We start from the raw sequence: 25,840 nt of genomic DNA on the forward strand, positions 1-25,840 counted from the left end.
TGTCACTTTTACTTAGAGTTTGGTCAGCCTTTACTTATTTTAAGCACCAGAGAAGCTTTTAAGCCGCCCATTGAACTCTTGCTGAGCGTTAGGCTGCCTCGGTAGCTGTGTGCCATTTCATTCACGATGTTAAGCCCTAAGCCTGTACCTGGTGTGGTTTCATCAAGTCGAACGCCACGTTTGGTCACTTGTTCAAGCTTCTCTTCAGGAATACCTTGGCCATCATCTTCAATCACCAACTCTATATTGCCGTCGTCGAGTTCATTTGCATGGACACGTATAATACTGGTCGCCCACTTGTAACTGTTTTCGAGTAGGTTGCCGACCATCTCATCGAGGTCGGTTTTTTCGACAGCGACCTCAAGTTCAGAGTCCAACTCGTTGATCATGGTGACTTCATTGGCGGCATAAACTTTATCAAACGCCATCGAGATCGCTTCAACACGTTCACAAGGTGATGACTTCACCGAAAGGATGTTCATTGCACCTGCCATACGAGCGCGACCGAGATGATAATCTATCTGGCTTTGGATTTGTTGAATGGGTTGCTGTAACAGTTTCTTCTCGTTGTCAGGCAACATCTCGATTTCATTTTTCATCACCGATAATGGTGTTTTCAATGCATGAGAGAGGTTCCCCGCGTGGTTACGAGCACGTTCTAGTAATTCTTGGTAATGAAAGAGTAGGGCATTGAGGTCCGAAACTAACGGAGAGACCTCTTTTGGGTAGTTATCGCTTAGCCCTTGCTGTTCACCCTTTCTGAGCATCACCAACTCGCGCTGCATCTTACTAAGAGGTAATAGAGACCAGCTAACTTGAATACCAATCAACATCAGCACACCCACGAACAGCAGCATCAGAATCAACCATACTTGGCCAGTTAGCTCGGCAAGCGTCGACTCTAATGGATCTTCATCAATACCAATGGTGATGGTGATAGGGTCGCTGAGTGACGGTAGGTAGATGTCTTGTTCGATGTAAATCAGCTTTTCTTTCTCAGGCCCTTTCACTAATGTGTGAATAGGAGAACGCTTGATGGTGAGGTCTTTATCCCATAGCGAGCGAGATCGAATGATCTGATCTTGGGTCGCGGCGCGCCAATAAATACCACTGTAGGGCTGGTTAAACCTAGGATCAGACAGACGCTCTGCCATGATCAGGTTACCACTGTCATTGGTTTCGATATTGGCGGTTAACTCATCCATGGTTAAGCCAAGCTGCTGCTTCATGTCATCGACGAGGTAATCGTTAACCAGTTTCGGTATCCCGACACCTGCCGCTAATATCATCGCACCTAGCCAAAAAGCCGCAGCAAGGAGCAAGCGGCTTTTTAGACTGATGTTTTTAAGTGTTCGTTTTTTTAGATTCATGCATTTCCAGCCTGCCTTTGCTCATCGTGACTTATCGTGTTGCGATGATCAGAACAGGCTGTCCACTTAATTGAGGAGTGTGCTTGATTTGTGATGCGCCAAATTGACCGCTATGCTATTCAGCATTCAGTTGGTAGCCAAGGCCGCGCACGGTTTTGATGATCTTTGGTGCAATTTTCTTACGAATACGACCAATAAAAACCTCAACTGTGTTTGAGTCGCGGTCGAAATCTTGTTTGTAGATGTGTTCAACCAGTTCTGTGCGCGAGATAACCTTATTTTGGTTATGCATGAAATACGCGACAACTTTATATTCCAGTGCCGTTAGGCTTACTGCTTGGCCTTGCCACAACACTTTAGAACTGCGTGTGTCTAGGCTTAGGTCGCCGATTTGAAGTATCGGTGCAGCACTGCCTGACGCTCGGCGTAGTTGAGCGCGAATACGAGCAATCAACTCAACCATTTCGAACGGTTTAGTCAGGTAATCATCTGCGCCTGCATTTAAACCCTCTACACGTTGAGTTAGTGTGTCACGAGCACTTAAGATAATCACTGGCGTGTTGATGTTTTCGTCTCGAATGCCTTTTAATACAGTTAGGCCGTCAAGCTTAGGTAAACCTAAATCGAGGACAATCGCGTCCCACTCTTCTGACGTTGCACGGTAGAGTGCGTCAATACCATCTTGAGAAAGTTCTGGAACCCAATCTGCTCCCTCAAGGGTTTCTAGAATTTGTTGGCCCAAGCGAGGCTCGTCTTCAACGACTAAAATTTTCATAATTGTTCTTCTTAATTATTGTGGTGGCTGTTCGTCGTGCTTAACTATTTGTTGTGCTTAATTAGTCGCCGTGCTTAATTGCGTCTTTAAAGTTGCGGCCTTCAATCTTTAGCATGTCTAACGTTTCGGCGTTATATTCAACTTTGATGATGTTATTTTGGAAGTTAATTTTTAGCTCATACACCCAAATGTCATCATCTTCTTCTAGTTCGACTTTAATGATTCGGCCATGAAGATCGTTTTCTACCGCAGCATACATTTCTGAGAAAGGGCGAATATAGCCTTCTCGAACCGCTTCATAGACTTCGTCTTGATCTTCTTCGAATTCGATACGGGTTCCTGCTTTATGAACGTCTTGTACTAGGTCGTGACCATTATGATGTGAGTCAGCCCATGCGCCAGCAGAAACAAATAAGCCTAAGCTTATAGAAAACAAAGAAATCATAGCTTTACTAAACATAGCGAATCCTAGAGAAGGTTGATAGCGTTCAGTATAAAAAAGTAATTCTGAACAGAAAGTGAACCTGATTAATAATGAGAATTTGATACCGAAAAACTTAACGCTAAAATGGCGAATGGTTTAATACGTCAGACTAACTGCCAAGTGTTAAGAACGTAAGACTTAACCTCAACGCTGCTGTAGTTCGTCTTCGAATATCTTGTCTCTCATTTTCCAAAAGCGTCCAACTTTACGTGCAATCACGAATTGTGGCGGGCGGAATCTATGTTGGTGAGCAACGACTTTCGATGGCGAAGCTTCCTCAAAGGGCCTGTGTCTATCCGCAAGGTGAGGGCGAACAAACTGGTCTTTGAAGTTTTGCTTCTGCTTCTTGGTAGTTAATGACCAAAACTCATGCACTTGCGCTTGGTTTTCTCCACGATAGGTGACTTTAAGCTGCGACTTGCCTTTATCATCCTTGAGTACATTGAGGTCCATCTCTAAACACTCAAATACCAAAGCATCTTTTAGATTGAGTGCCTCTTTGAGTTTTTTGTCTGGATCAACCAAGGTAGCGTCACACTCATGACAAATACGAGCCGCAATATCGTTGTCGGCACCGCACTCACCGCAGTACTTGGCGCGGAAGCGATAGTTACAATGCTCACGTTCGCCCGTGTCTTCATCGGTAAAGTAGCCTTGGCATTTACGACCAAAGTGTTCAAGCAAGAAGCCGTTACTGTCTAGCTTGCCCCAGAAGTTGTTATTGAAGCCGCAAGCCGGGCAAGGGATGGTGATTATTTCGCTGTCTGAATCGGGTTTGGGGTCGCCAACTTCTGGCTGGTAAAGGTCATAGCTGTTGCCCGCATAGTCGAGAACCAAACACTCTTTTTTACCTGGAGACAAACGCAATCCACGGCCAACGATCTGTTGGTACAAACTGATGGACTCTGTTGGGCGAAGAATCGCGATTAAATCGACATGCGGTGCATCAAAGCCCGTGGTTAAAACCGATACGTTGACCAAGAATTTGATTTTACGTTCTTTGAAGTCATTGATGATTTGGTCACGTTCGAGTGTTGGCGTATCACCAATCACAATCGCAGCTTCGCCTTCGGGTAATAAGCCAAGGATCTCTTGAGCGTGTCGAACGGTGGCTGCAAACACCATGATGCCTAGTTTGTCTTGGGCGAGATGAATGATCTGGTCGACAATCTGCGGTGTAGCGCGTTTCGACTGTTCGATCACCATATCCAGTTCTGCTTCTTTATATCGCCCTGTACTTGCGGGTTTTAGCTGAGAGAAGTCGTAGCTCAATACTGGTGCATCTATCATGCGGGCTGGTGTTAAGAAGCCTTCATCAAGCAAGTAACGAATCGGCAGTTCAAAGATACAGTCGCGGAAGAATCTAGGTTCTTCCGAACGCACTTGACCGCGAGTGTGATATTGATAAATCCAACCCATACCAAGGCGGTACGGCGTTGCCGTTAAGCCAAGTACTTTGATGCCGGAATTATTCTCGCGTAAGTGAGTGATCACTTTCTGATAGCTACTGGTCTTTTCGTCAGGTACGCGGTGGCATTCGTCGATAACCAACAGCGAAAATTGATTAGAGAATGAATCAAGGTTGCGAACCACAGATTGAACCGACGCGAATACTACTTGTTGGTCGGTCTCTTTACGGCCTAAACCCGCCGAGAAAATTGAGCCTTTTAACCCATAACCTTCATATTTTTCATGGTTTTGTTCAACCAGCTCTTTTACGTGAGCAAGCACCAACACTCGACCTTTCGCGAGCCTTGCCAGTTCTGCAATCACAAGGCTTTTTCCTGCCCCTGTCGGTAACACGAGAACAGCCGGAGTTTGGTGTTTTCTGAAGTAATGAATCACTGATTTTACGGAATCAGCTTGGTACGGGCGGAGTGTATACATATCGCGTCTTGTAAGAAGGAAAACAAATAGTGTGAAATAGCTCAACTAATTGAGTAAAGGTGACTATAATACCCGACTTAGATTAGTTGAGGTATTCATGCGTTTAGATAAATTTCTGTGCGATGCGTTAGGCGTCACTCGAAGAGAAGCAACACACTTATTAAAATCAAAAGCAGTGACAGTCAATGACGTCATTCAAAAAAGCGGTTCACTTAAGGTAACTGAAGAGTGTGTTGTTGAATGGCAGGGCAATGAACTGAATGTTCATGGTCCACGTTACATCATGCTTTATAAGCCAGAAGGCTTTGTTTGTTCGCATGAAGATGGCTCAAATCGCACTGCGTTTGAATTACTTGATGAAATCAAAATGGACAAGCTGCACTTTGCAGGTCGTCTAGATGTTGATACTACAGGTCTTGTTCTGATCACTGATGACGGCAAGTGGTCTCACCGCATCACAGCGCCAAAACACAAGTGCGAAAAAATGTACCGTGTGTGGTTGGTTGATCCAGTAGAACCTGACTACGTTGAAAAATTCAAAGAGGGCATCCAGCTTAAGAGCGAAGATGGCCTAACACTTCCTGCACATCTTGAAGTACGTGCAGAACGCGAAGTACTACTAACGATTCACGAAGGAAAATACCACCAAGTAAAACGCATGTTTGCTGCGCTTGGTAACAAGGTAGAAGCCCTGCACCGTGAACGTATTGGCGAAATCGAGATGGACGAATCTTTAGAATTAGGTGAATACCGTTACCTAACTCAAGAAGAAGTCGACTCTATCTGGAAGTAACCCTTAGCTAGAAGCTGTTTAAAATCAGCAAAACTGTTGATGACAGAACATCGCTCATAGCAGGAAATAGCCCTTTCGTTGTAAAGCCGGCCATGGATAGCGTCGGCTGATGATGTTGACTGGTACTAGGAAAGTCTCAGCCAATCTTTTGACTTGCGTGCTCACGTAAGTCCCTAGCTCTATCAGTTGAACATTCGGAGAACCATGCAAACATCAACCTCACAGAGCCCAAGCTCCCAACCAGAAACACCTCAATTAGGCTTAATGCTGTTTTTGATTCTAGGTGCGATTGGTGCACTTACTCCGCTAGCCATTGATATGTATCTGCCAGCGATGCCGACTATTGCCAAAGATCTTGGTGTGACGGCAGGTGAGGTACAAATCACGTTAACAGCCTATACCGCAGGTTTCGCGCTGGGACAGCTGCTGCATGGCCCATTGGCCGATAGCTACGGTCGTAAGCCGGTATTGCTTATAGGTGTGTTCTTGTTTGCTATCGCGTCTATGGTGAGCGCGACAACACACGGCATTGAAGCGCTGACTTACATCCGTACCGCGCAAGGTTTTGCTGGTGCTGCGGCAGCCGTTATCATCCAAGCGGTGGTAAGAGACATGTTTGATCGTGAAGATTTCGCAAGAACCATGTCTTTCGTTACTTTGGTGATGACAGTTGCGCCATTGGTTGCTCCGATGATTGGTGGTTACTTAGCGTTGTGGTTCGGCTGGCGCTCAATTTTCTGGGTCCTTGCTATTTTTGCAGTGATCGTGATTCTAGCGGTATCGATGAAGATCCCAGAAACGCTTCCTGCAGAAAACCGACAACCACTGCGCTTTAAAACGACGATTCGTAACTACGCTCGACTGTGTAAGAACCCAACTGCGATGGGCCTGATTTTCTCTGGTGCATTCTCTTTTTCAGGGATGTTTGCGTTCTTAACGGCAGGTTCATTCGTATACATTGATATCTATGGCGTTCGCCCTGATCTGTTTGGCTATCTGTTCGGCTTGAACATTGTTGCTATGATTTTGATGACGAGCATCAACGGTCGAATCGTTAAGAAAGTGGGCTCTCACGCTATGCTCAGAGTCGGCTTGAGCATTCAACTGTTTGCGGGCTTAGGTTTGTTAGTCGGTTGGATGTTAGATATCGGGTTGTGGGGAATTGTGCCATTCGTGATGCTGTTTATCGGCACACTGTCTACCATTGGTAGTAACTCAATGGCGCTACTTTTAAGCGGATACCCGAATATGGCCGGCACAGCTTCTTCGCTTGCGGGCACATTAAGATTTGGTACTGGTTCTGTGGTGGGGGCAATTGTTGCCATGCTACCAAGTGACACTGCAGGGCCAATGGCTATGGTGATGGCAGCATGTGCAATACTGTCAGCATTACTATATTGGACATTAGGAAAGAAGGCATAATGTCAAAATACTATATTGAAATTCAGAAGTTAGTGAACGATGCGTTGGGCGAGCTGTATGCTTTACATAAGGCTGGAAAAGCGATCGACGCACCTATCGCGAATAACCTTTACCTTGTTCGTTGGGTGACAAAAGCGATTAAATCTCAAGCTTATGATCGTGTGATTGTGCCAGACTTAGTTCGCTGGCAGAAACAGGGTCGCTCAAAAGGCAACAACTCGGATTTAACTTTTACCTTTAAACGTATTTCTGCGTTTTACGGACGTTTTTTCCCTGAAGGCGAAGAGCCTAAAGCGCTAAAAGACAGTGATGTTGAAGCGTTCATGGACAAAATGTACGAGATGGGTTGGAGCGTATCGAGTGAAGATGAGCTAACGACTGGCGGCAAGATTCAATTCTTTACCGATGGTGAGCACTCTTTTGCTCTGTGTGGCAAACAGTGCGACGACTCTTTCGACGGAGAGTTGATGGTTAAGCCGATGAACTGGTTTGTACGTGGTAACCACGCAGAGTTCATCCAAGCGGCGATGGAAGCGGGCTTTATGCTTCACAAAGTAACGGACTACAAGTCTGCGGTGAAGTATCACGGTGAATACATAGTGTACCCTGCCAACCAAGGCAACCAACTGGCTGAGATCCCGATTAGCGTTATTGGCTAGTAGCGGATTCGGGATACGAGATGAGAGATACGAAGAGCGGAATTATCCGCTCTTTTTTGGTTCATCGCGGATTAGCGGGAACTAAAAACAAAAAAACGGTAGTAAGTGATATGGTTTAGTCGCCAAACAAAAATCATACACAAACTACCGTTTTCATGCCGAATCATACTTTCCTATCTTCATTCTGGGAAGGCTTTAAAATAGTAAAGTCTCACCAGACAGCATCACTTGTTACACTAACTCTTAAACCTAATTCTGAGGCTAAATGCCTTTGCGGTCTTGAAGCTGAGGCTATCCATGAGTATCAATGGCGTCATGTGAAAGAGGCCATGTTGTTCAATGTTCCTGGTGAGCTTTCCGTTCAAACTCGAAGGATCAAGTGTCGTGACTGCGGCATAAAAACAGAGTTTCTATCTTGGTTAGAGCCTTATGCTCGTATAACGACGCGTCTAAAAAGCTATATAGAACAACTACTGCCTCTTCTTCCCATTAAGCATATCTCCCAGTTAACGAGCGTTCATTGGCACACCATTAAAGAGATAGATAAACGTCGACTTCGCCAAGTGGTACCGTCAGTGAAATGGGAAGGGCTAAGGCAACTCGTCATGGACGAGCCGCCATCTTTAAAGGGCACCGATATGCCACAGTCATCGCTGATGCTAAGACTCACCAAGTCATTTGATAGGGTTAGGTCGTAGCCGCAAGGACATACGACCGTTTTTCGAGCAGTTAGGCAAGCATGGTAACAATATCGAAGCGGTCGCAATGGACATGAATACGGCTTTTGACCTTGAAGTTCAAGCGCACTGCCCGAATGCAAAAATCGTTTACGACTTATTCCATGTTGTTGCTAAGTTCGGTCGTGAGGTGATGGATAGAGTCAGAGTCGACCAAGCTAACAAACTCAAGCAGGATAAAAAAAAGCGAGGCAATGGGTGAAGCGCTCACGCTGGGTACTGCTGAAAAACAGAGGTAATTTAAATGCACGACAAGATAGCTATCTTACTGAAATATTGAATATCAATAAGGACTTGATGGCCACTTATATATTCGGCTCACAACTCAAAGAGCTTTGTTACTGTAAATCAGAAGCACATGCTAAGGGGCTCTGGGAGGTATGGTGGGCACAAGTGCAAGAGAGTGGAATTAAGCCATTGAAAGAGTTTGCACGAAAACTGAGGCCTTATCTTCACGGTATTATTGCATCGGCAACTTATCCGCTCAACACCTGCACATTGGAAGGGATAAACAACAAAATAAAGTTAATCAAGCGAATGGGGTATGGATATCGAGATACAGACTACTTCTTCTTGAAGATAAAAGCGGCTTTCCCCGGAAAGCCGCGATGAACCTCTTTTTTTGCCTCTCATAGCGCGAGTCGCTAATTTGTTGTTAAGTCTTTTCACATCTCGACACTCGAATCTGCTTTTAATCTCTTCTCATCCCGTTACCCGAAACCGGTATCCGCTTTTAATCTTTTCGCATCTCGTCACTCGAATCCCGCATCCGCTTTTAATCTCTTCGCATCTCGATACTCGTATCTCTCATCTATTTTTTAGCCTGCTTCTCAATCGCCTTCACCATGCCTTTAAAGATAAACAGGTGAGCAGGCATCATCGCAAACCAATACAGTAACCCTAGAAAGCCCTTTGGATGCCACCAAGCCGAGATGTTCAGCTCGCGAGAATCACCGTGGTCAGAGACAGTAATCTCAAGCCTGCCCAAGCCAGGGCCTTTCATACCAAAAAGAAGAGATAAAAACTGGTTTTCTTCACAACGAATCACTTTCCACGAATCGATTTTGTCACCGACTTTTAGATTGGGGCCTTCCGGCATTTGACGCACAGGTACACCGCCACCGAACAGAACATCCAGCCACTCACGTGTGCGCCATAAAGCGTTAGCGAAGAAATAACCCTGCTTCGGGCTTCCAATTTGCTGAGCCACGTGCCAGAGCGATTCTAATGACGCGCTAGAAGTGATACTTGCGCCTGTTTTCTTTGGGTAATAACCGTATCCCGCTTGCCAGCGTTTGAAGGCGGTTTTATCGAAACCCCATACGTTGCTTTTAACAAAGTTTCCTTCAGCGTGAATGGCTTGTTCAACCATGCTTTCGAACGAGATAAGCTTTTGAGGATACTTCTCTCTGATGGTGGTCGAACTGGCGATGAAGTCGTGCTTTAAGCCCGCGAGAAGCGCTCTACCTATGTTGGACGGTACAGAAGTCACCACGCCTAACCAATATGAAGCAATCTTTGGTGTTAGTAGCGATGTCGCCCATAATCTGAGTGGACGATCGGCGGTTTTGGCAATATGAGCAAATTGATTTCGATAAGAGACAATGTCTGGTCCGCCAACCTCAAAGGTCTGGCTTTCGCTCGGCGTGTCTTGTACAAGTTTCAGCAGGTAGTGGTTCAGGTTCTGCAAAGCAATTGGATTGGCTTTAGAGTCGACCCACTTTGGCGCAATCATGATCGGCAAGTTGTACACGAAGTCTCGCATGATCTCGAATGCCGCAGATCCGGGGCCGATGATAACGCCTGCCTGAAGTTCGGTAACCGGTACCGGCCCTTTACGAAGGAGTTCTCCGGTTTTCTTTCTCGCCTGAAGGTGCTCTGAATCACCAGTCTGAGGTTGAAGTGAACTTAGGTAGATGATGTGCTGGTTCTTTGGCCCAAGGGCAGAAACAAAGTTACGTGCCAAGCTCAGCTCATAATCAATAAAGTCGTGGCCCTCAGCCATGCCATGAACGAGGAAGAAGATAAGATCAAAGTCGGGGACTAAAGCTTGCGTTGCAGCTTGATCAGCAAGATCAAGATACTCAAGTGATAAGTTTTCGTGAGGTACGGTCCGTGCCTTTAAATAGTCGATATGCCTCGCTGCTGCCGTGACTTGATAGCCTTGCTCAAGCAGGAGAGGGAGAAGTTGCGAACCAACATATCCAGAAGCGCCTAAAACCAGTACTTTCTTCATTGTTACTCCATGTATTGCGTATCAAACCATCCTTTGCTCATACTACGCTAACTTTTCTACAAAACCAATTGAGCCATGAGTAATGAAAAAGCCAATAGAAAGAATCTATTGGCTTAAGTTTATCGTCAGAATTTAATCGCTTCGTTTGGTGCTACTTAGCTCTGCTGCTGTGCCTTAGGGCTAAGGTTATTTCCCTTGTATTCACCGGTTAGCGTTTTTAGGAAGGCTTTGATGGCATCCACTTCATCATCACTCATTTCGACACCCACTTGATATTTACCCATATCAAAGATCGCTTGTTCTAGTGTCTCTGCATGGCCGTCGTGGAAGTAGGGCGCAGTGAGTTCAATGCTTCTCAGCGTTGGAACCTTGAACTTGTGCTTGTCGGATTCAACCGCCGTGACGTTGTATCTTCCCAAGTCCTCTGGAGTGATATCCGTTCCTCTGTCTGAGAAGTAGTCTGCTTTCATACCCATGGTTTCAAAGGTTTCACCGCCCATGGCTTCACCCGTGTGGCACGTATCACAGCTGTATTGTTTGAATAGCTTCAGTCCATGTTTTTCATGAGCGTCCATTGCGTCAGTATTACCCGTCAGGTATTGGTCGAATCGGCTGTTTGGTGTCACCAAGGTTTTTTCAAATTCGGCGATAGCATGCGTGATGGTGTCACCGGTGATTTCACCGTCATAAGTCTTATTGAATTTGGCAACTAACTCAGGATCACTGCTCAGTTTATCGATGATCTGTTGCCAACCCTCTGATCCCATTTCAATAGGGTTAAAAGGAGGACCGCCAGCTTGGTCTTGCAAGTCGTTTGCCCTGCCATCCCAAAACTGCAGTTTGTTATACGCTGAGTTGAAAACCGTTGGTGCATTGATGCCGCCAACTTGGCCATGAATACCAACAGAACCGACCAAGTTGTCGACACCACCTGTGTCTAAGCCATGGCAAGTGGCACAAGAAACGGTGTCGTCACCAGATAGGCGCGTGTCATGGTAGAGCGCTTTGCCCAGCTTTACTCTGTCTTCGTCTACTTCAAACTGAGTGTAGATTGGCTGAAGCGTACCTTCTCTGCGGCTGTCATCTACAGGAGAGTCTTGGTGAATGTCTGCTCTTGTTTGGCGTATCCACTTTAATAAAGTGTGTTTTTCTTCATTTGAAATGCCTGCTGACCAGTGCATGGACTGATAGATCTTAGGTGGCATAGAATCGTCGTAGAGCACCTTTTCAATGCGAGCGAGCGCTACTTCGGACACTGGTTCATTATTCTGAATACCGTTGAAGAGTTGCGTAATTTCAAAGTGCTTCATACCTGTTTGTATGTCGGCATTCATGAGGGTTTTCGCGATTGGCCATTCAGAATAGAAAGGCATTTCACTTTCGTTGGTGTGGCAGTAAGCACACCCTTTATCACTGAGCACTTTCATGGCTTGGTAATCTAAAGACGACTTATCCAAAGATGAAAATTGCGCGAGACTTTCAGCGGCAATGCGTTGATCGTTTTTATCAACCGTATACACCGTACCTAAATAAGCCAAGATACCGACACCAGCCAAACTCATTATTAATTTTTTATTATTCATTTTAACTCCCTATTGAAACTGGGGTGGAAGTTATTGAATTAAAGGCGATTTATGAAATGACAAAAAGGAATGAATATTAATCGAATAATTAGATGGATAAAAATTTAACACAATAAAACCACTCAAATCATATGGTTAAGGCGATGTGTGAAAATTGATAACAAATTCAATGAAATAAACATCGGGACTAACTTTGATTTCCGTCAATTTAGGTTTTTGGTAGATCAAGTTGAGTGTTGTATGTATGGGTATTGTTTGATATCTACTTTTTATGACTAATTTGAGAATTAATTATATTTACCAAACTATTCTTACCAAGGCTTGGGAGTATCACCTTATTGTCATCCAATGGATGAAACGTGAAAAGACGTTATACGGAAATTGATGCCCTCAGTATGATTTATGTATGGTTGAAATTCGAACATTGATATACTGAAAGAATAATCCTTTTATCATCAACACGTTCCGTTCAGGTATTCCTATGTTGCTCTCTTCAATTATTCATCACACACGCGGCGATTTTGTTCGCAGGTTGATTGCTATTGCTTTGCCAATCACCTTGCAGAGCATCATGTTTTCAAGCCGAGGCTTAGTGGATGTATTGATGTTAGGACAACTTGGGGAAGCCGATATTGCCGCAGTCGGCGTTGCGAGCCGTGCGATGTTCGTTACGACTATCATGCTGGTAGGCGTGACCACGGGTGGCGCGTTGCTTACCGCTCAATATTGGGGCGCGGGCAACAAGCAAGGTGTGAGAGAAAGCACAGCACTAACCTGGCTGGTTTCGACGCTGTTTGCGCTGTTGACCATCGTGTTCTTTGTCTCTTTCCCTGCACAAATTATGGGTGTGACTACCGACTCTCAAGAAGTGATTAGCTTGGGTGTTGAATATATCGTTATCACCTCATTTAGCATGTTAGCCGTATCGTGTGTCAGCAGTATGGCCGTTGGCTTAAGAGCGATGCATAAGCCAGGGCTGAGTACCTTCTTCAGTGGTATTGGTATTTTGTCTAACGTGTTCTTAAACTGGGTGCTGATCTTCGGTAACTTAGGATTTCCGGCTCTTGGCATCAAAGGTGCGGCGATTGCGACCGTATTGAGTGGCGCAATTGAAGTGGCGACCTTATTTGGCTACCTTTATTTCTCTCAACATTTATTAGCTTTCAAACTCTGTGATATCAAAGCTGCGGCAACGGTGGAGAAAGTCGTTCGCTTCTTGAAATTGTCTCTGCCGACAACCTTCAACTTTTTAGCTTGGGCTGGTGGCTTATTCGCTTATCACGTCATTATGGGTCAATCGGGCGTGCAAGGGTTAGCAGCGCTTTCGGTGATGACGCCCGTTGAATCTATCTCATTGAGTTTATTGATTGGTATGTCGAATGCAGCCGCGGTTTTGGTGGGCAACCAGCTTGGCGCGAAAAACAATGAAGCGGTTTATTATCAAGCACTCGGCTTAACGATTTTGTGTTTCTTGACCAGTGTTGTGGTGGCGATTTTCCTCTACTTTATACAAACGCCAATATTGAATGCCTTTAGTGCTTTGACTGAAGAAACCCGAGCGCTTTCAGAGAAGTTTATTTTGATTCTCAGCGTGGGTATTGTCATCCGCTCTATTCCAATGACAGTGATCGTTGGTGTACTCAGAGCGGGCGGTGATGTGAAGTTCTGTCTATATCAAGATTTGATTGCTCAGTGGGTGATAGGTATTCCGTTGGCAGCCATCGCCGCTATTTACTTTAAGTTTCCACCTGAGTGGGTTTACCTACTGTTCCTCACTGAAGAAGTGATTAAGTGGGGCGGGTCGCTCTATCGCGTGAAAACAAGAAAATGGATTAAAAACTTGATAGGACGTTGAAGTCGGGCGCACCAATCGCATCACTTTATCGTTGGTGTGTGATCTATCTTTCAAAATACTTCCTCCTAACAGGGAATTAGTGTAGATTCTCCTTCCAAATTCTAACTAATGCGAGCTGTTTAATGTTAAAGCTGTCAGACCTATGTAAAGGCTATGTCGATGGGGGGGAGTTCCACCCTGTTTTGCAAGGTGCTGAACTGACATTAAACCAAGGTGACCAGCTGGCATTAATGGGCGAAAGCGGTTCAGGTAAAAGTACTTTACTGAATCTTATCGCGGGTTTAGACCTAGCGGATTCAGGTGAAATCGCTTTCCCTCACTTCAACATGCACGACTCTACCGAGCGTGACCGCACCGCTTATCGCAGAAACAACATTGGTCATATCTTTCAGCAGTTCAACTTACTGCCGACATTGAATATTGCCGATAACATTCGTTTTTGCCGCCAATTAAAAGGCCTACCTGAAGACAAGGGGCTCTGGAGACAGATTCTTTCTGCTTTAGATCTAATGCCTTTGCTTGGTCGTTACCCTGAAGAGGCGTCTGGTGGACAGCAACAACGTGCAGCGATTGCTCGTGCGTTATATATGGAACCAAAAATCTTATTGGCTGATGAACCAACAGGTAGTCTAGATGAGCGTAATGCCGAAGCGGTAATGCGTTTGCTTACGTCTTTGGCTCGCCAATTAGAATGCACTTTGTTGTTGGTGACACACAGTGAAAAAGTAGCGTTGCACATGGATGGCAGGATCCGTCTACAAGGAGGGCAACTGCATGTTATGGCCCGTAGTTAAGGCACTACTCGGTCATTATCGACGTTACCCACTTCAGATTATCTTGGTATGGCTTGGTTTAACCCTCGGCGTATCACTTTTGGTTGGTGTTACTGCCATTAACCAACACGCCAAGCAAAGCTATGCACATGGCGAAAAACTCTTTTCGAATCCTCTTCCTTACCGTATTCGACCAAAACACAACGCCAATAAAATCCCACAAGGCTTTTATATCCATCTTCGCCGTGAAGGCTTTCAGCAGTGTTCTCCTTTTGATCACCATCGTATCACTGATGAAAACGGTTCAAACTTCATGCTGATTGGCATAGACCCAGTTTCTATGCTCCAACTGCAGCCGGGTGTTGCGTTAAAAGACCTGAATACGTTAGATCTCATGAAGCCGCCATATCCGATTCTTGTGAGCGATGATCTCGCTGAACACATGCAATGGAATAATGGTGACTATATTTCCCTTTTGGATGGCTCTGAGCTTGGCCCGGTAATGGTTGACGAAAACGACATTATCAATGGTACAAGGCTGATTGCGGATATTTCGCTGCTGAGAATGCTCAAGCGAAGTGCTGGTTTATCTGTGATTGCATGCTCAGAGATGTCTACCGAGAAGTTTGAACGTCTCAAAAATATGCTGCCGAACGGTTTAACGATTTCGCGCAGCTCTAAAGCCGAACTTGAGTCGTTGACCAGTGCGTTTCACTTAAACCTAAAAGCGATGGGTATGCTGTCGTTTGTGGTTGGCTTGTTCATTTTCTATCAAGCAATGTCGCTTTCTTTTATTCAACGTCAACCGTTAGTCGGGATTTTAAGACAGACGGGTGTGTCTGGTTGGCAGCTGACTAAAGCGCTCTGTTTAGAATTACTGCTATTGGTTTTATTGAGCTGGATCTGCGGCAATGTGTTTGGCGTGATGTTGGCAAACCAATTGTTACCTGCCGTATCTTCAAGCTTGGGCGATTTATACGACGCTAACGTCGGCTTAACCATCGACTGGAATTGGCGTTGGAGCGGTTACAGCTTACTGATGGCATTGATTGGTGCTTTCTTAGCGTGTGCGTGGCCGCTGGTTCGTTTACTTAAGTCTCAACCTATCCGCTTGTCTTCTCGTTTGTCTTTGATGCGTTTTGCGGGTACTGAGTTCACTTGGCAAGCGTTGATTGGCTGTGGCTTCTTGGTTGCTGCTGTTGCTGTGTATCAAGCTCCACAAACTCAAGAGTCTGGCTTTGCGATCATCGCATTGATGCTGGTGAGTGTAGCTCTGTTTACACCATTCTTAATGTGGAAACTGTTTAACAGTCTGTCTTATTCATTACGTTGGGTTCGTGCTCGCTGGTTCTTCGCGGACGCAGCATCAAGCATGAGCTACCGCGGTGTGGCGACTATGGCATTTATGCTAGCGCTAACAGCGAACATTGGCGTAGAAACCATGGTCGGCAGCTTTAGGGATACGACCGATAAGTGGTTAACACAGCGCTTGGCGGCTGACCTCTATATCTACCCAACCAACAATGCAGCGGCTCGCATGAGTAGTTGGCTATCAGAACAACCTGAAGTTGATTCTGTTTGGTGGCGCTGGGAGAAAGATGTCGCTTCTCCAGTAGGCAGTATTCAAGTAGTGAGTACGGGTCCTTCCGAAGGTGAGCTAGAAGCGCTAACTATTAAACTCGGCATTCCAAATTACTGGTATCACTTACACCATTCTAAAGGTGTGCTGATCAGTGAATCGATGTCTCTCAAGTTGGGTATCCGTCCGGGAGACTATATTGACCTCTATGACAACTTGGGCTCTGGTTGGCAAGTGGTGGGCGTTTATTACGATTATGGCAACCCTTATCATCAAGTGATGATGTCACATCGAAACTGGCTATACGGTTTTGCTGGGCGGGGCAATGTTGGCCTTGGCGTGATACTCAAAGATGATGTCAATTCAATCGGTCTTAGAAGCCGATTGGAAAGCGTATTCAGGCTCGGATCTGAACGTATCTTTGACAACAACAATATTCACAGTCAAGCGATGCGGGTATTTGATAGAACCTTCGCGATTGCTGACACGCTAGGCAATATAACTCTGGTTATTGCGGTGTTCGGCATTTTCTTTGCAACTGTTGCAGGAGAAGTCTCGCGGCAAAGACATATCTCGTTGCAGCGCTGTTTGGGTGTTTCTGCGAAAGAACTGATTCTGACAGGCAGTTTACAACTGTTTGTGTTTGGGCTTATTTCCTCTTTGATAGCGATTCCGCTTGGCTTAGCGTTAGCGAGCTTGATCGTTGATATCGTTATCAAGCAGTCTTTTGGGTGGTCACTCGAGTTACAAGTGCTCCCTTGGGACTATTTAGAGACATTTGCTTGGGCAATGGCAGCATTGATGCTAGCTGGTGCTTTACCAGTGATGAGAATGATTCGGACCACGCCGATGAAGTCACTGAGGGATGCCCTTTAATATGTTTCTACGGAATAGCTCAACCAAGTTAAGACAGCGAATTTTGTCTTCTCTCTTGTTAATCAGTTTCTTCGGCATCTTTTTGAGTGTTTGGAGTTACTACTCCTATTTCATCGACCCTGGCGAAAAAGGGGTCAATGAGGTGAATTCTGTTTTGGTAAGCGAACACTTCAACGTGTTTGAACCCGTGTTACCAGACCGTAACGTTTCGCTACCACGAGATTTCAAGTTTCATCCGGAATTTCAGCACGAATGGTGGCACTACTTCGCGTCTTTGAAAGGGGACGATGGCAAAGACTATTCGGTTCAGTGGAGCTTCTTCCGTATCGCGACAGATGAACGTGAAACGCCCGGATGGCAGAGTCCGCAAGTCTATATCTCAAACGTGGTGGTCTCTTCCAAATCTAAAGTATGGAAAGAACAGCGCATGGCTCGTGGTGGCATTGGCCAAGCGGGAATGACCAGTCGTCCGTTTAGAATTTGGATTGATAATTGGAATTGGCGTTCGCTGGGTAACACGCCGTTTCCTGGTCGCCTGCAAGTACAAACAGATACGTTCGGTCTTCAATTACATACAGTGGCGAAAGGGCCATATGTACTTAATGGGGAGAACGGCTATCAGAAAAAGCACGATTTACTACCTGTTGCATCTTATAACTTCAGCGCGCCGTTCTTATCACTGAGTGGCGTGTTGAATCTCGACGGTGTCGCCAAGGAAGTTGAAGGCACAGCGTGGGTGCATAAAGAGTGGGGCAGTGGTTTACTCGGAGTGGGTCAACAAGGTTGGGATTGGTTTGTATTCAATCTCGATGATGGTACAGCGCTGAGCATTAATCGTTATCGTCATAACCAACAGTTGCCTTATGTGTTCGGCACTTTAGCGACTCGTTCCGGTAAGGTATACCAGCTGACCGAAGCCGATATTTCGATTCAGCCTTTGCAAAACACAACCTTGATGAATGGTCGACGAATGCCACTTCAATGGATCATTAACGTGCCCAAGCACGATATCAACCTGACTACGCGTATTATACGTAGGGATATGTGGCTTCCATTTGTCATACCATATTGGGAAGGGCCGATTAAGGCGAGCGGGAGCCATGAAGCGACCGGCTTTATGCAGTTAACCGGCTACTAAAAAACACCTAAGGCTATCATTTGATAGCCTTTTTTTGTGCCATTCACTTTACTCTGCATGTAGTGAATTCTGCATACAGGTTCGCTGATCTCATCTATACTTGATTTATGGTGCATAACAACTTTATGGAATATACGACATATTGTTTAGTATTTGTAGGAAAAACCGAAGTTAAACATCCAAAGAAGTGATTATCTATCGATAAAGCTTGGATATAAACTCGTGGTTATTCTTTGTTATTCGTTTATTTAAATAATAAATATAAGGGCGAAATCATGACCGACGTCATCCGTGACTTCTTTAAAATGGAATCTGCTGGCGGCATCATCCTAGTAATCGCTGCGGCGATCGCAATGTTTGTAGCAAACTCACCACTGAACGAAATGTACCAAGGTGTACTTCATAGTTACGTTCTTGGTATGTCTGTGTCTCACTGGATTAACGATGGCTTAATGGCTGTCTTCTTCCTTCTAATCGGCTTAGAAGTTAAGCGTGAACTTTTAGAAGGCGCATTAAAGTCTAAAGAGACTGCAATCTTCCCAGCTATCGCAGCTGTGGGTGGTATGCTAGCTCCTGCACTAATTTACGTGCTATTTAACTCAAGTAATCCTGAAGCGCTTCAAGGTTGGGCTATCCCGGCAGCAACAGATATCGCATTCGCATTGGGTATCATGGCACTTCTAGGCAACCGTGTACCAGTAAGCTTGAAAGTGTTCCTACTAGCTCTAGCAATTATCGATGACCTAGGTGTTGTTGTTATCATTGCTCTGTTCTATTCAGGTGACCTATCTACGCTTGCACTAACGGTTGGCTTTATCGCGACTGGTGTCTTATTCATGCTAAACAACAAGCATGTCACCAAGCTAAGTGTTTACCTCATTGTTGGTGCCATTCTGTGGTTCGCAGTATTGAAGTCTGGTGTTCACGCAACGCTAGCAGGTGTAGTAATTGGTTTTGCTATCCCACTGAAAGGTAATAAAGGGGAACATTCTCCGCTGAAACACCTAGAGCATGCTCTGCACCCATACGTCGCTTTTGCAATCTTGCCTATATTTGCATTTGCAAACGCTGGTATCTCGCTAGAAGGCATCTCAATTTCAAACCTAACAGGCATGCTACCGCTTGGTATTGCTATGGGTCTATTGGTTGGTAAGCCTCTGGGTATCTTCCTATTCAGCTGGGGTGCTGTGAAAACAGGTGTAGCTAAACTTCCTGAAGGTGTGAACTTCATGAACATCTTCGCAGTGTCTGTGCTGTGTGGTATTGGCTTTACAATGTCTATCTTCATCTCTTCATTGGCATTTGGTCCAACGAACGCAGATTTTGATACGCTCGCTCGACTAGGTATCCTGATGGGATCAACGACAGCAGCAATCCTGGGTTACTTCCTGCTAAGTATTTCTTTACCGAAAACTAAGCACCAAGAAGTAAAACTATAATCGGTAGTAGGCTCGCTAAATTAAATAGGGAGCCTACTCACGGAGTAACAAGCTAGTTCCCGAGTAGCAAGAAACGTCACAGATTCATCCCCTCGATTCATGTGACGACAAAGAACAAAAAAGCCGTGATGGGCGACCCTATCACGGCTTTATTGATCTTACGGCTTTCAGGTTAGTGGATGAACTTCAATTCTTCCAGCTATGCGTGATGAGACTAGGTTATTGTGAATACTACCCTCATTAGTACGGTGACGATGTCACGTTACTTTTTAAGCGTGGTAAATATGGTCCACTCTTCGACAATTTGTTCGCTCAGCCCGACAACAGTAGCTGTTACTCGACGGTTTAGTGCATGAGAAGTCGCATCATCGCCCTCGCTCTCTAATCGCTCTTCACCATAACCGACAACTCTCACTCGACTTGGGTCGATACCATTCGATAATAGTTCATCTTCTACGTGGTGAGCGCGTTTCTTAGATAGCTCCAAGTTGTATTCACTCGCACCGACTTTACTGGCATAGCCCTGAATCTCAATCGACGCGCTTTGGTAGGTTTCTAAGAACTCAGCCATCGTGGTGATTTGATCAGAGAAGATCGGGTTAACTTCAAACGAGTCGTTGGCAAACAGGATGTTCAACTGTCTGACTTCTTGCGAGCTAACCGTTTCGCCACAACCTTCATTATCAACCAGAGACGATTCAGGTGTGCCAGGGCAGGTGTCTCGAGCATTGACTACGCCATCGTTATCATCGTCTTGCAGATCTGAAATCTGCGACGCTTCAGGTGTCTCAATATATTCCTCTTCCTGTTGGCTAGAGCAGGCTAGCAAGGTCATTGTTAACGCAGGAAGTAGTAAGTAAGTTATCTTCATGATTAATACTCCACGGCCGTTGTCCACTCGTCAGGGATATCGACTAGCAGAGCATTCAATAGAGAACCTGTCGCGTTCATTACACGGTATTTCGCGTACTGTTCAGCGTAATGCGCATCTAAGTAATCTTTACGGGCTTCAAATAATTCATTTTCGGTGTTGAGCAAATCTAGAAGCGTACGTTTGCCGATTCGATATTGTTTTTCATAAGCGATAACGGTCTCTGACGCAGAATCTACGTGATCAGATAAGAAGTTCTTTTGTTGTAACGTAAGATCCAATGCACTCCAAGAGAGGCGCAGCCCTTCTTCAACTTGTCGATAAGCACGATCTCTCAGATCTTTTGCTTTATTAAGTTGGTAAGCTGCAGCTTCTGAGTTTGCACTGTCAGTGCCACCGTTGTAGAGGTTGTATCGCATTCGTAGCATTGCCAGTGTTTCTTGGCTCGAACCTTCATCGCCACCCGCATCATCACGCCATGACTGAGAGGCTTCAATAGAGAAGGTCGGGTAATTAACACCTTTTGATTGTTTGTATTGGAAGTGCGCGGAATCAACATCTGCAGTAGCAACCTTGATGACAGGGTGTTGGTCTAGTGCATCAACAAGGGCATCTGATAATGACAGAGGAATCATCGAAATATCGGCTCTTGGGTAAACTAAGCCTAGCGGTTCTTGACCTACTATTCGTCTAAATTGGGTATGGGTATCGATTAAATTGTTCTGTGCGGCTAATAAGTTGCCGTGCGCTTTTGCAATCCTAGCTTCTACTTGAGACACATCTGCGGTTGAGCCTATCCCTGAGACAGCACGCTTTTTGATGTCTTTATAGATTTTCTTGTGGATAGCAAGGTTACTTTCCGAAAGGGCTAAAACTTCAGTTGCTTTGACTGCGTCTAAGTATATCTGGGTGACCTCTAGCGCTTTATCTTCAGCATCCGCTAACAGTTGTAAGCGAACCGATTCTGCTTCTGCAGCAGTACGATCAATGTCGTTGAGAGTCGATGAACCATCCCACAGCAACTGAGTGAGGGATATCGTTGCTTCCTTTCGTGTTAAGTCTGTATCTGGACCGTTGTTTGGTGCAGGGTTTATGCCTTCGTAGCCAATACCGGCATCAAGGTCGATGCTTGGTCTATACGCACCGCCAGCGGCGTCATTACGTTTTTGGACACTCACAAACTCATTAAAGATACTTTTGATTTCAGGGTTTGTTGCCAAGGTAATGGCGACGGCCTGTTCCAAAGTTTGAGCAGAGAGTGGAGTTGCAACGACTAAGCAACACATGATGGATAATTTAAACAGTCTCAAAGTAGGTCTCCTTCTACTTTTAATGTCCCCGCCTTTCCCTAACTTGCGTTTAACTTCCTAATTGAGAAAGGGTATTAAACGAAGCTTAGGACATATGGACAAAAATGCTAAGTTTGTGGGCTTTATTTCGAAGGTAAGTCGCTATTGCTATTGATTAATTTGCTAATAGTTGAGGTCGGCGACTTTTGAGTGGATGATTTACGAAGTGGATTAAGGCCGTTATTAAGCAAGTGTTCGAATAGGTGAGGATAGGGTGTAGGCTTGTTTGAAATATCGATATCAATACTAAGAATGTGCCAAAGGTTTCAGCTCTATTTTGAGCGTTCTAGAGACAACATGTGAGATGAAACTTGGTGATAGTCTTAATGGTATAGAGACTAATGAACGGCCGGTAAAGTAAGAGGGAACACTTCTTCTATAGGCTTTGAACCTTATCATCGTTAGGCAACCTGACCACTCTAGCATCGTGCTATTTATAAATCCCATGTGGTTTTAGTGCGTACCAGTGATATATCGAAACGCGTTCTTAGTGAATGATTACTATTGGATATACTCATGCTTAAACATCAAAAAAAACGTAAAAAAAAGCCCAAACCAAAGCGGTGTGGGCGGATACAAGTATAGGAGTTAATAAGGAAAATGCAGTAATTAAGAAAGCAGGGAGAAAAACAAGTTTGACGGCCTGTTAAACTTCTAAATACTCTGTTTTCTACATAATTTATGACCCTCCTTTTCAATTTCAGTTCCCAGAAAATTCATTAATTTTTTCTTTTTTTGTAAACACACGTCGATTCAATCGGTTAGTGCAGACTTTTATTAACTGGTACGACCAATTTGTGAAAATGTGATGTTGCTTGCTTGTTAAATAAATGTACTAAGCGTATATTTCAAACAGTTGTTTAATACGAGTGATTGAAATGGCACCAAGAAGTACAACCAAAGACAAAATCTTAGATGTGGCTGAAGGCTTATTTGCTGAGCACGGTTTTAATGACACCTCTTTACGCACTATTACGGGTAAAGCCAATGTCAATCTTGCTTCAGTGAACTACCACTTTGGCGATAAGAAGACTCTGGTTCGTGCCGTATTAAATCGATACTTAGAAGCATTTATGCCTGCACTGCAAGACGCTTTAGTGAACTTAAACTTGAACGAAACGTATTCTATGAGTGACGTGTTTGAGTCTTTAAGACAGCCACTAAGAGCACTTAACGATGTAAGGCCAAATGGTACGAGCCGATTTATGTTACTCATCGGAAGAGGCTATACGGATGTGCAAGGTCACTTGCGTTGGTTCATTACAACTCGCTACAGCGAAGTACTGACTCTGTTTACCAGCTCAGTAATGAAAGCCAATCCCAACCTCACTCAAGAACAGTTATTTTGGCGATTACACTTCACCCTAGGGACTTGTGTTTTCACCATGGCTTCCAGTCAGGCTCTCGTTGAAATTGCAGAGAATGATTACGGCAAGCGAATAGATGCCAAAGCAGTGGTCGATATTCTTATTCCATACTTGGCCGCTGGCATGTCAGCAGAAGAATAAAACAATAAAAAGCGAAACATTCACAACCAAAATAGTGAACAAAAGGATCTGAACTATGAGCTCTCTAAGACAAAAATGGGTAAGTGACCCAGCTTTTAAACTCTTTAAAAAAGTACTACCACCACTATCTAGCACCGAGAAAGAAGCGATGGAAGCGGGTAGTGTTTGGTGGGACGGAGAGCTGTTTTCTGGTAAACCAGATTTCACTAAGCTGCACCAATATCCAAAACCTCAGCTGACAGCAGAAGAGCAATCGTTCATGGATAATGAACTTGAAACTCTACTTGCTATGCTTGATGACCACCAAATCGTAAAAGAAGACCGAGACCTTCCTGAAGAGGTTTGGAACTTCTTACGTAAAGAACGTTTCTTCTCGCTCATTATTGCGAAAGAGTATGGCGGTCGTGAATTTTCAGCACACGCAAACTCGACTATCGTAACTAAGATTGCGACTCGTAGTATCAGTACTGCGGTTTCGGTCATGGTTCCAAACTCTCTTGGCCCTGGTGAGCTACTGTCTCACTACGGTACTCAAGACCAAAAAGACTACTGGCTGCCGCGTCTTGCTGACGGTACTGATATCCCATGTTTCGCGTTAACAGGCCCTGAAGCGGGTTCTGATGCGGGTGGTATCCCTGATGTCGGCACTGTATGTCTGGGGATGCATGAAGGCAAAGAGACATTAGGTATCAAGCTTAACTGGAACAAGCGTTACATTACGCTAGCACCAGTGGCAACGGTACTTGGCTTGGCTTTCAAACTGCACGATCCAGAGAAACTGCTTGGCGACAAAGAAGACATCGGTATCACTTGTGCGCTAATCCCTGCTGACCACGAAGGTGTTGTGATTGGTGAGCGTCATGATCCACTTGGCCTTGCATTTATGAACGGTCCAACACGCGGTCATGATGTATTCATCCCTATGGAATGGCTAATCGGTGGCGCAGATTACGCAGGTAAAGGCTGGCGTATGCTGGTGGAATGTCTGTCTGCGGGTCGTGGTATTTCACTACCAGCACTGGGTACAGCAATGGGCCACCTAACTGCGAGAACAACTGGCGCATACGCGTATGTTCGTAAGCAGTTTGGTATGTCGATTGGTAAGTTTGAAGGTGTTGCAGAGAGTTTAGGCCGTATTGGCGGCTTAACGTATCTACTAGAAGCGACTCGTACACTGACAACTACTTCACTTGATATGAAAGAGAAGCCGGGTATCGTCACGGCTATCGCGAAATATCATATGACAGAGATGGCGCGTACTATTCTCAATGATTCGATGGATATCCACTCTGGTCGTGCAATTCAAGATGGTCCAATGAACTACTTGGCTGCGCCTTACCTAGGTATTCCAGTTGCTATCACGGTAGAAGGTGCGAACATCCTGACTCGTAACCTGATGATCTTTGGTCAAGGTGCGACACGTTGTCACCCATACGTGTTAAGCGAAATGGAAGCGGCAGCCAACCCAGATGAGAAGCAAGGTGCTAAAGACTTTGATAGCTTGCTGTTTAAGCACATCTCTCACGCAACTAAGAACACGTTCGGCGCGTTTGGCGCAGCACTAACTGGCTCTAAGTTCATTAAAGCAGATATGAGCGGCCCAACGAAGCCTTACTACCAAGACTTAACTCGTTTGAGCCGTGCGCTTGCAGTAAGTGCGGATTTCGCAATGCTAACGCTAGGTGGTGAACTGAAACGTAAAGAGCTTATCTCAGCACGTTTAGGTGATGGTCTAAGTTACCTATACATGGCGTCTGCTGCGCTTAAGAAGTATGAAGACGAAGGTCGTCAACAAGCTGACCTGGACTACGTGCACTACGCGGTTCAACACTGTTTCCACAATGCGGCTAAGTCACTACAAGAAGCGTACAGAAACTTCCCGAACAAGATGGTAGGTAAAGTACTTAAAGGTCTCGTTTTCCCTGTCGGTAACCACTTCGAAAAACCAAGTGATAACCTAACAGTGCAACTAGCAGAAAGCTTGATGACTCCGGGCGCACACCGCGAACGTCTGACTCACCTTTGCTACATCGGCAAGGAAGAAGAGGACAGCGTTGGCCTGATGGAGAACGCGTTCAATGCGATGTACAGCATCAAGCCGTTAGAGCGTAAGATCTTCAAAGCAGTGAAAGAGGGCAAAGTGGCTCGTAAAGGCTTACTGCAAGACAAACTTGCTCAAGCACTTGCTGCTGATGTGCTAACGCAAGAAGAAGTCGACCAAATTGTGGCTGCCGATAAACTGCGTTACGCTGCGATTCAAGTTGACCACTTCAGTCATGACTTTAGTGAAACTTTGACGCGAAAAGAGTTAAAACCTAAGCTAAATAGCGTTGCTTAGATAAAGAAACGATAAAAGGCACCTAATTAGGTGCCTTTTTTGTTTTTGTCGGAGAAGTCGCAATAGATGCGTTAACAAATGGTGACTTAGTCAGCAAATATCAGCTGAGTGCTCCAACCACTTGCATTTTCACCACATTTTTACAGAAATTAGATGCCATTTGCGTAC

18 protein-coding genes and 1 pseudogene are annotated in these 25,840 nt (G+C 45.1%); 11 read left to right on the plus strand and 8 right to left on the minus strand.

Annotation, left to right across the window (positions count from 1 at the left end):
- Window positions 1-23: 23 nt before the first annotated feature.
- From ITG10_RS14285 to ITG10_RS14300, 4 genes are all read right to left on the minus strand, one after another.
- Window positions 24-1,370: an ATP-binding protein gene (locus ITG10_RS14285; protein WP_017633292.1), complete on the minus strand. Its 1,347-nt coding sequence runs from the start codon at window positions 1,368-1,370 to the stop codon at window positions 24-26.
- A 115-nt stretch (window positions 1,371-1,485) separates the two neighbouring features.
- Window positions 1,486-2,145: a response regulator transcription factor gene (locus tag ITG10_RS14290; protein WP_004734666.1), complete on the minus strand. Its 660-nt coding sequence runs from the start codon at window positions 2,143-2,145 to the stop codon at window positions 1,486-1,488.
- 61 nt (window positions 2,146-2,206) lie between these two features.
- Entirely contained in the window at window positions 2,207-2,605 is a 399-nt protein-coding gene (locus ITG10_RS14295) for a membrane protein (protein ID WP_017633291.1), read from the minus strand.
- Window positions 2,606-2,773: 168 nt separating this feature from the next.
- A complete protein-coding gene (locus ITG10_RS14300; protein ID WP_026084490.1) occupies window positions 2,774-4,516 on the minus strand; it encodes a DEAD/DEAH box helicase in 1,743 nt (580 codons plus the stop codon).
- A gap of 97 nt (window positions 4,517-4,613) precedes the next feature.
- Here ITG10_RS14300 and rsuA point away from each other — a divergent pair, with 97 nt between their 5' ends.
- The 4 genes and pseudogenes from rsuA to ITG10_RS14320 all read left to right on the plus strand — a co-directional run bounded on the left by rsuA (window position 4,614) and on the right by ITG10_RS14320 (window position 8,739).
- Window positions 4,614-5,309, plus strand: a complete 696-nt coding sequence (gene rsuA, locus ITG10_RS14305) for a 16S rRNA pseudouridine(516) synthase RsuA (protein WP_017633289.1) — start codon at window positions 4,614-4,616, stop codon at window positions 5,307-5,309.
- Between the two features lie 204 nt (window positions 5,310-5,513).
- Complete coding sequence (locus ITG10_RS14310; protein ID WP_017633288.1) at window positions 5,514-6,731, plus strand: Bcr/CflA family multidrug efflux MFS transporter; 1,218 nt, start codon at window positions 5,514-5,516, stop codon at window positions 6,729-6,731.
- A complete protein-coding gene (locus ITG10_RS14315) occupies window positions 6,731-7,390 on the plus strand; it encodes a DUF2913 family protein (protein ID WP_017101185.1) in 660 nt (219 codons plus the stop codon). Before ITG10_RS14310 ends, ITG10_RS14315 begins: the two co-directional genes overlap by 1 nt.
- 155 nt (window positions 7,391-7,545) lie before the next feature.
- Window positions 7,546-8,739 (plus strand): annotated as a pseudogene (locus ITG10_RS14320) (ISL3 family transposase).
- 199 nt (window positions 8,740-8,938) lie between these two features.
- Here the strand turns inward: ITG10_RS14320 and ITG10_RS14325 are convergent.
- Together ITG10_RS14325 and ITG10_RS14330 are read right to left on the minus strand one after the other, a co-directional pair.
- Window positions 8,939-10,363 carry a DUF2867 domain-containing protein gene (locus ITG10_RS14325; RefSeq protein ID WP_017632810.1) on the minus strand — a complete coding sequence of 475 codons (1,425 nt, stop codon included), beginning with the start codon at window positions 10,361-10,363 and terminating at the stop codon, window positions 8,939-8,941.
- Between the two features lie 155 nt (window positions 10,364-10,518).
- Window positions 10,519-11,946 carry a cytochrome-c peroxidase gene (locus ITG10_RS14330; RefSeq protein ID WP_026084443.1) on the minus strand — a complete coding sequence of 476 codons (1,428 nt, stop codon included), beginning with the start codon at window positions 11,944-11,946 and terminating at the stop codon, window positions 10,519-10,521.
- Window positions 11,947-12,427: 481 nt separating this feature from the next.
- Between ITG10_RS14330 and ITG10_RS14335 the strand changes: the two genes are divergently transcribed.
- The 5 genes from ITG10_RS14335 (at window position 12,428) to nhaA (ending at window position 19,606) form a co-directional block, all read left to right on the plus strand.
- A complete protein-coding gene (locus ITG10_RS14335) occupies window positions 12,428-13,801 on the plus strand; it encodes an MATE family efflux transporter (protein ID WP_017631421.1) in 1,374 nt (457 codons plus the stop codon).
- A gap of 122 nt (window positions 13,802-13,923) precedes the next feature.
- Window positions 13,924-14,595, plus strand: coding sequence for an ABC transporter ATP-binding protein (locus tag ITG10_RS14340; protein ID WP_017060385.1), 672 nt, complete (start codon window positions 13,924-13,926; stop codon window positions 14,593-14,595).
- Window positions 14,576-17,029: an ABC transporter permease gene (locus ITG10_RS14345; protein ID WP_017631422.1), complete on the plus strand. Its 2,454-nt coding sequence runs from the start codon at window positions 14,576-14,578 to the stop codon at window positions 17,027-17,029. The genes ITG10_RS14340 and ITG10_RS14345 overlap by 20 nt, the downstream gene beginning before the upstream one ends.
- Window positions 17,019-18,167: a lipocalin-like domain-containing protein gene (locus tag ITG10_RS14350; protein WP_026084312.1), complete on the plus strand. Its 1,149-nt coding sequence runs from the start codon at window positions 17,019-17,021 to the stop codon at window positions 18,165-18,167. Before ITG10_RS14345 ends, ITG10_RS14350 begins: the two co-directional genes overlap by 11 nt.
- A 275-nt stretch (window positions 18,168-18,442) precedes the next feature.
- Window positions 18,443-19,606, plus strand: a complete 1,164-nt coding sequence (nhaA, locus tag ITG10_RS14355; RefSeq protein ID WP_048664785.1) for a Na+/H+ antiporter NhaA — start codon at window positions 18,443-18,445, stop codon at window positions 19,604-19,606.
- A gap of 262 nt (window positions 19,607-19,868) precedes the next feature.
- Here nhaA and ITG10_RS14360 read toward each other — a convergent pair whose 3' ends face one another.
- Window positions 19,869-20,480, minus strand: coding sequence for an OmpA family protein (locus ITG10_RS14360; RefSeq protein WP_026084313.1), 612 nt, complete (start codon window positions 20,478-20,480; stop codon window positions 19,869-19,871).
- On the minus strand, window positions 20,480-21,787 hold the full coding sequence (locus ITG10_RS14365; RefSeq protein WP_026084314.1) for a TolC family outer membrane protein: 1,308 nt from the start codon (window positions 21,785-21,787) through the stop codon (window positions 20,480-20,482). The genes ITG10_RS14360 and ITG10_RS14365 overlap by 1 nt, the downstream gene beginning before the upstream one ends.
- A 917-nt stretch (window positions 21,788-22,704) precedes the next feature.
- On the opposite strand from ITG10_RS14365, the gene ITG10_RS14370 reads away from it, so the two are divergent.
- Both ITG10_RS14370 and ITG10_RS14375 read left to right on the plus strand, forming a co-directional pair.
- Window positions 22,705-23,334 carry a TetR/AcrR family transcriptional regulator gene (locus tag ITG10_RS14370; protein WP_017631427.1) on the plus strand — a complete coding sequence of 210 codons (630 nt, stop codon included), beginning with the start codon at window positions 22,705-22,707 and terminating at the stop codon, window positions 23,332-23,334.
- Between the two features lie 55 nt (window positions 23,335-23,389).
- A complete protein-coding gene (locus ITG10_RS14375) occupies window positions 23,390-25,672 on the plus strand; it encodes an acyl-CoA dehydrogenase (protein WP_017631428.1) in 2,283 nt (760 codons plus the stop codon).
- Window positions 25,673-25,840 lie beyond the last annotated feature (168 nt).

It is taken from the genome of Vibrio sp. ED004 (assembly GCF_023206395.1).
Lineage (GTDB): Bacteria > Pseudomonadota > Gammaproteobacteria > Enterobacterales > Vibrionaceae > Vibrio.

Excerpts from the sequence above, each read along its gene's own strand:
- ITG10_RS14290 (WP_004734666.1), bottom strand. The coding sequence starts at position 2,145 with ATGAAAATTTTAGTCGTTGAAGACGAGCCTCGCTTGGGCCAACAAATT.
- ITG10_RS14345 (WP_017631422.1), top strand. The coding sequence starts at position 14,576 with ATGTTATGGCCCGTAGTTAAGGCACTACTCGGTCATTATCGACGTTAC.
- ITG10_RS14350 (WP_026084312.1), top strand. The coding sequence starts at position 17,019 with ATGCCCTTTAATATGTTTCTACGGAATAGCTCAACCAAGTTAAGACAG.
- ITG10_RS14300 (WP_026084490.1), bottom strand. The coding sequence starts at position 4,516 with ATGTATACACTCCGCCCGTACCAAGCTGATTCCGTAAAATCAGTGATT.
- ITG10_RS14340 (WP_017060385.1), top strand. The coding sequence starts at position 13,924 with ATGTTAAAGCTGTCAGACCTATGTAAAGGCTATGTCGATGGGGGGGAG.
- ITG10_RS14285 (WP_017633292.1), bottom strand. The coding sequence starts at position 1,370 with ATGAATCTAAAAAAACGAACACTTAAAAACATCAGTCTAAAAAGCCGC.
- ITG10_RS14325 (WP_017632810.1), bottom strand. The coding sequence starts at position 10,363 with ATGAAGAAAGTACTGGTTTTAGGCGCTTCTGGATATGTTGGTTCGCAA.
- nhaA (WP_048664785.1), top strand. The coding sequence starts at position 18,443 with ATGACCGACGTCATCCGTGACTTCTTTAAAATGGAATCTGCTGGCGGC.
- ITG10_RS14370 (WP_017631427.1), top strand. The coding sequence starts at position 22,705 with ATGGCACCAAGAAGTACAACCAAAGACAAAATCTTAGATGTGGCTGAA.
- ITG10_RS14310 (WP_017633288.1), top strand. The coding sequence starts at position 5,514 with ATGCAAACATCAACCTCACAGAGCCCAAGCTCCCAACCAGAAACACCT.
- ITG10_RS14375 (WP_017631428.1), top strand. The coding sequence starts at position 23,390 with ATGAGCTCTCTAAGACAAAAATGGGTAAGTGACCCAGCTTTTAAACTC.
- ITG10_RS14330 (WP_026084443.1), bottom strand. The coding sequence starts at position 11,946 with ATGAATAATAAAAAATTAATAATGAGTTTGGCTGGTGTCGGTATCTTG.
- rsuA (WP_017633289.1), top strand. The coding sequence starts at position 4,614 with ATGCGTTTAGATAAATTTCTGTGCGATGCGTTAGGCGTCACTCGAAGA.
- ITG10_RS14295 (WP_017633291.1), bottom strand. The coding sequence starts at position 2,605 with ATGTTTAGTAAAGCTATGATTTCTTTGTTTTCTATAAGCTTAGGCTTA.
- ITG10_RS14315 (WP_017101185.1), top strand. The coding sequence starts at position 6,731 with ATGTCAAAATACTATATTGAAATTCAGAAGTTAGTGAACGATGCGTTG.
- ITG10_RS14335 (WP_017631421.1), top strand. The coding sequence starts at position 12,428 with ATGTTGCTCTCTTCAATTATTCATCACACACGCGGCGATTTTGTTCGC.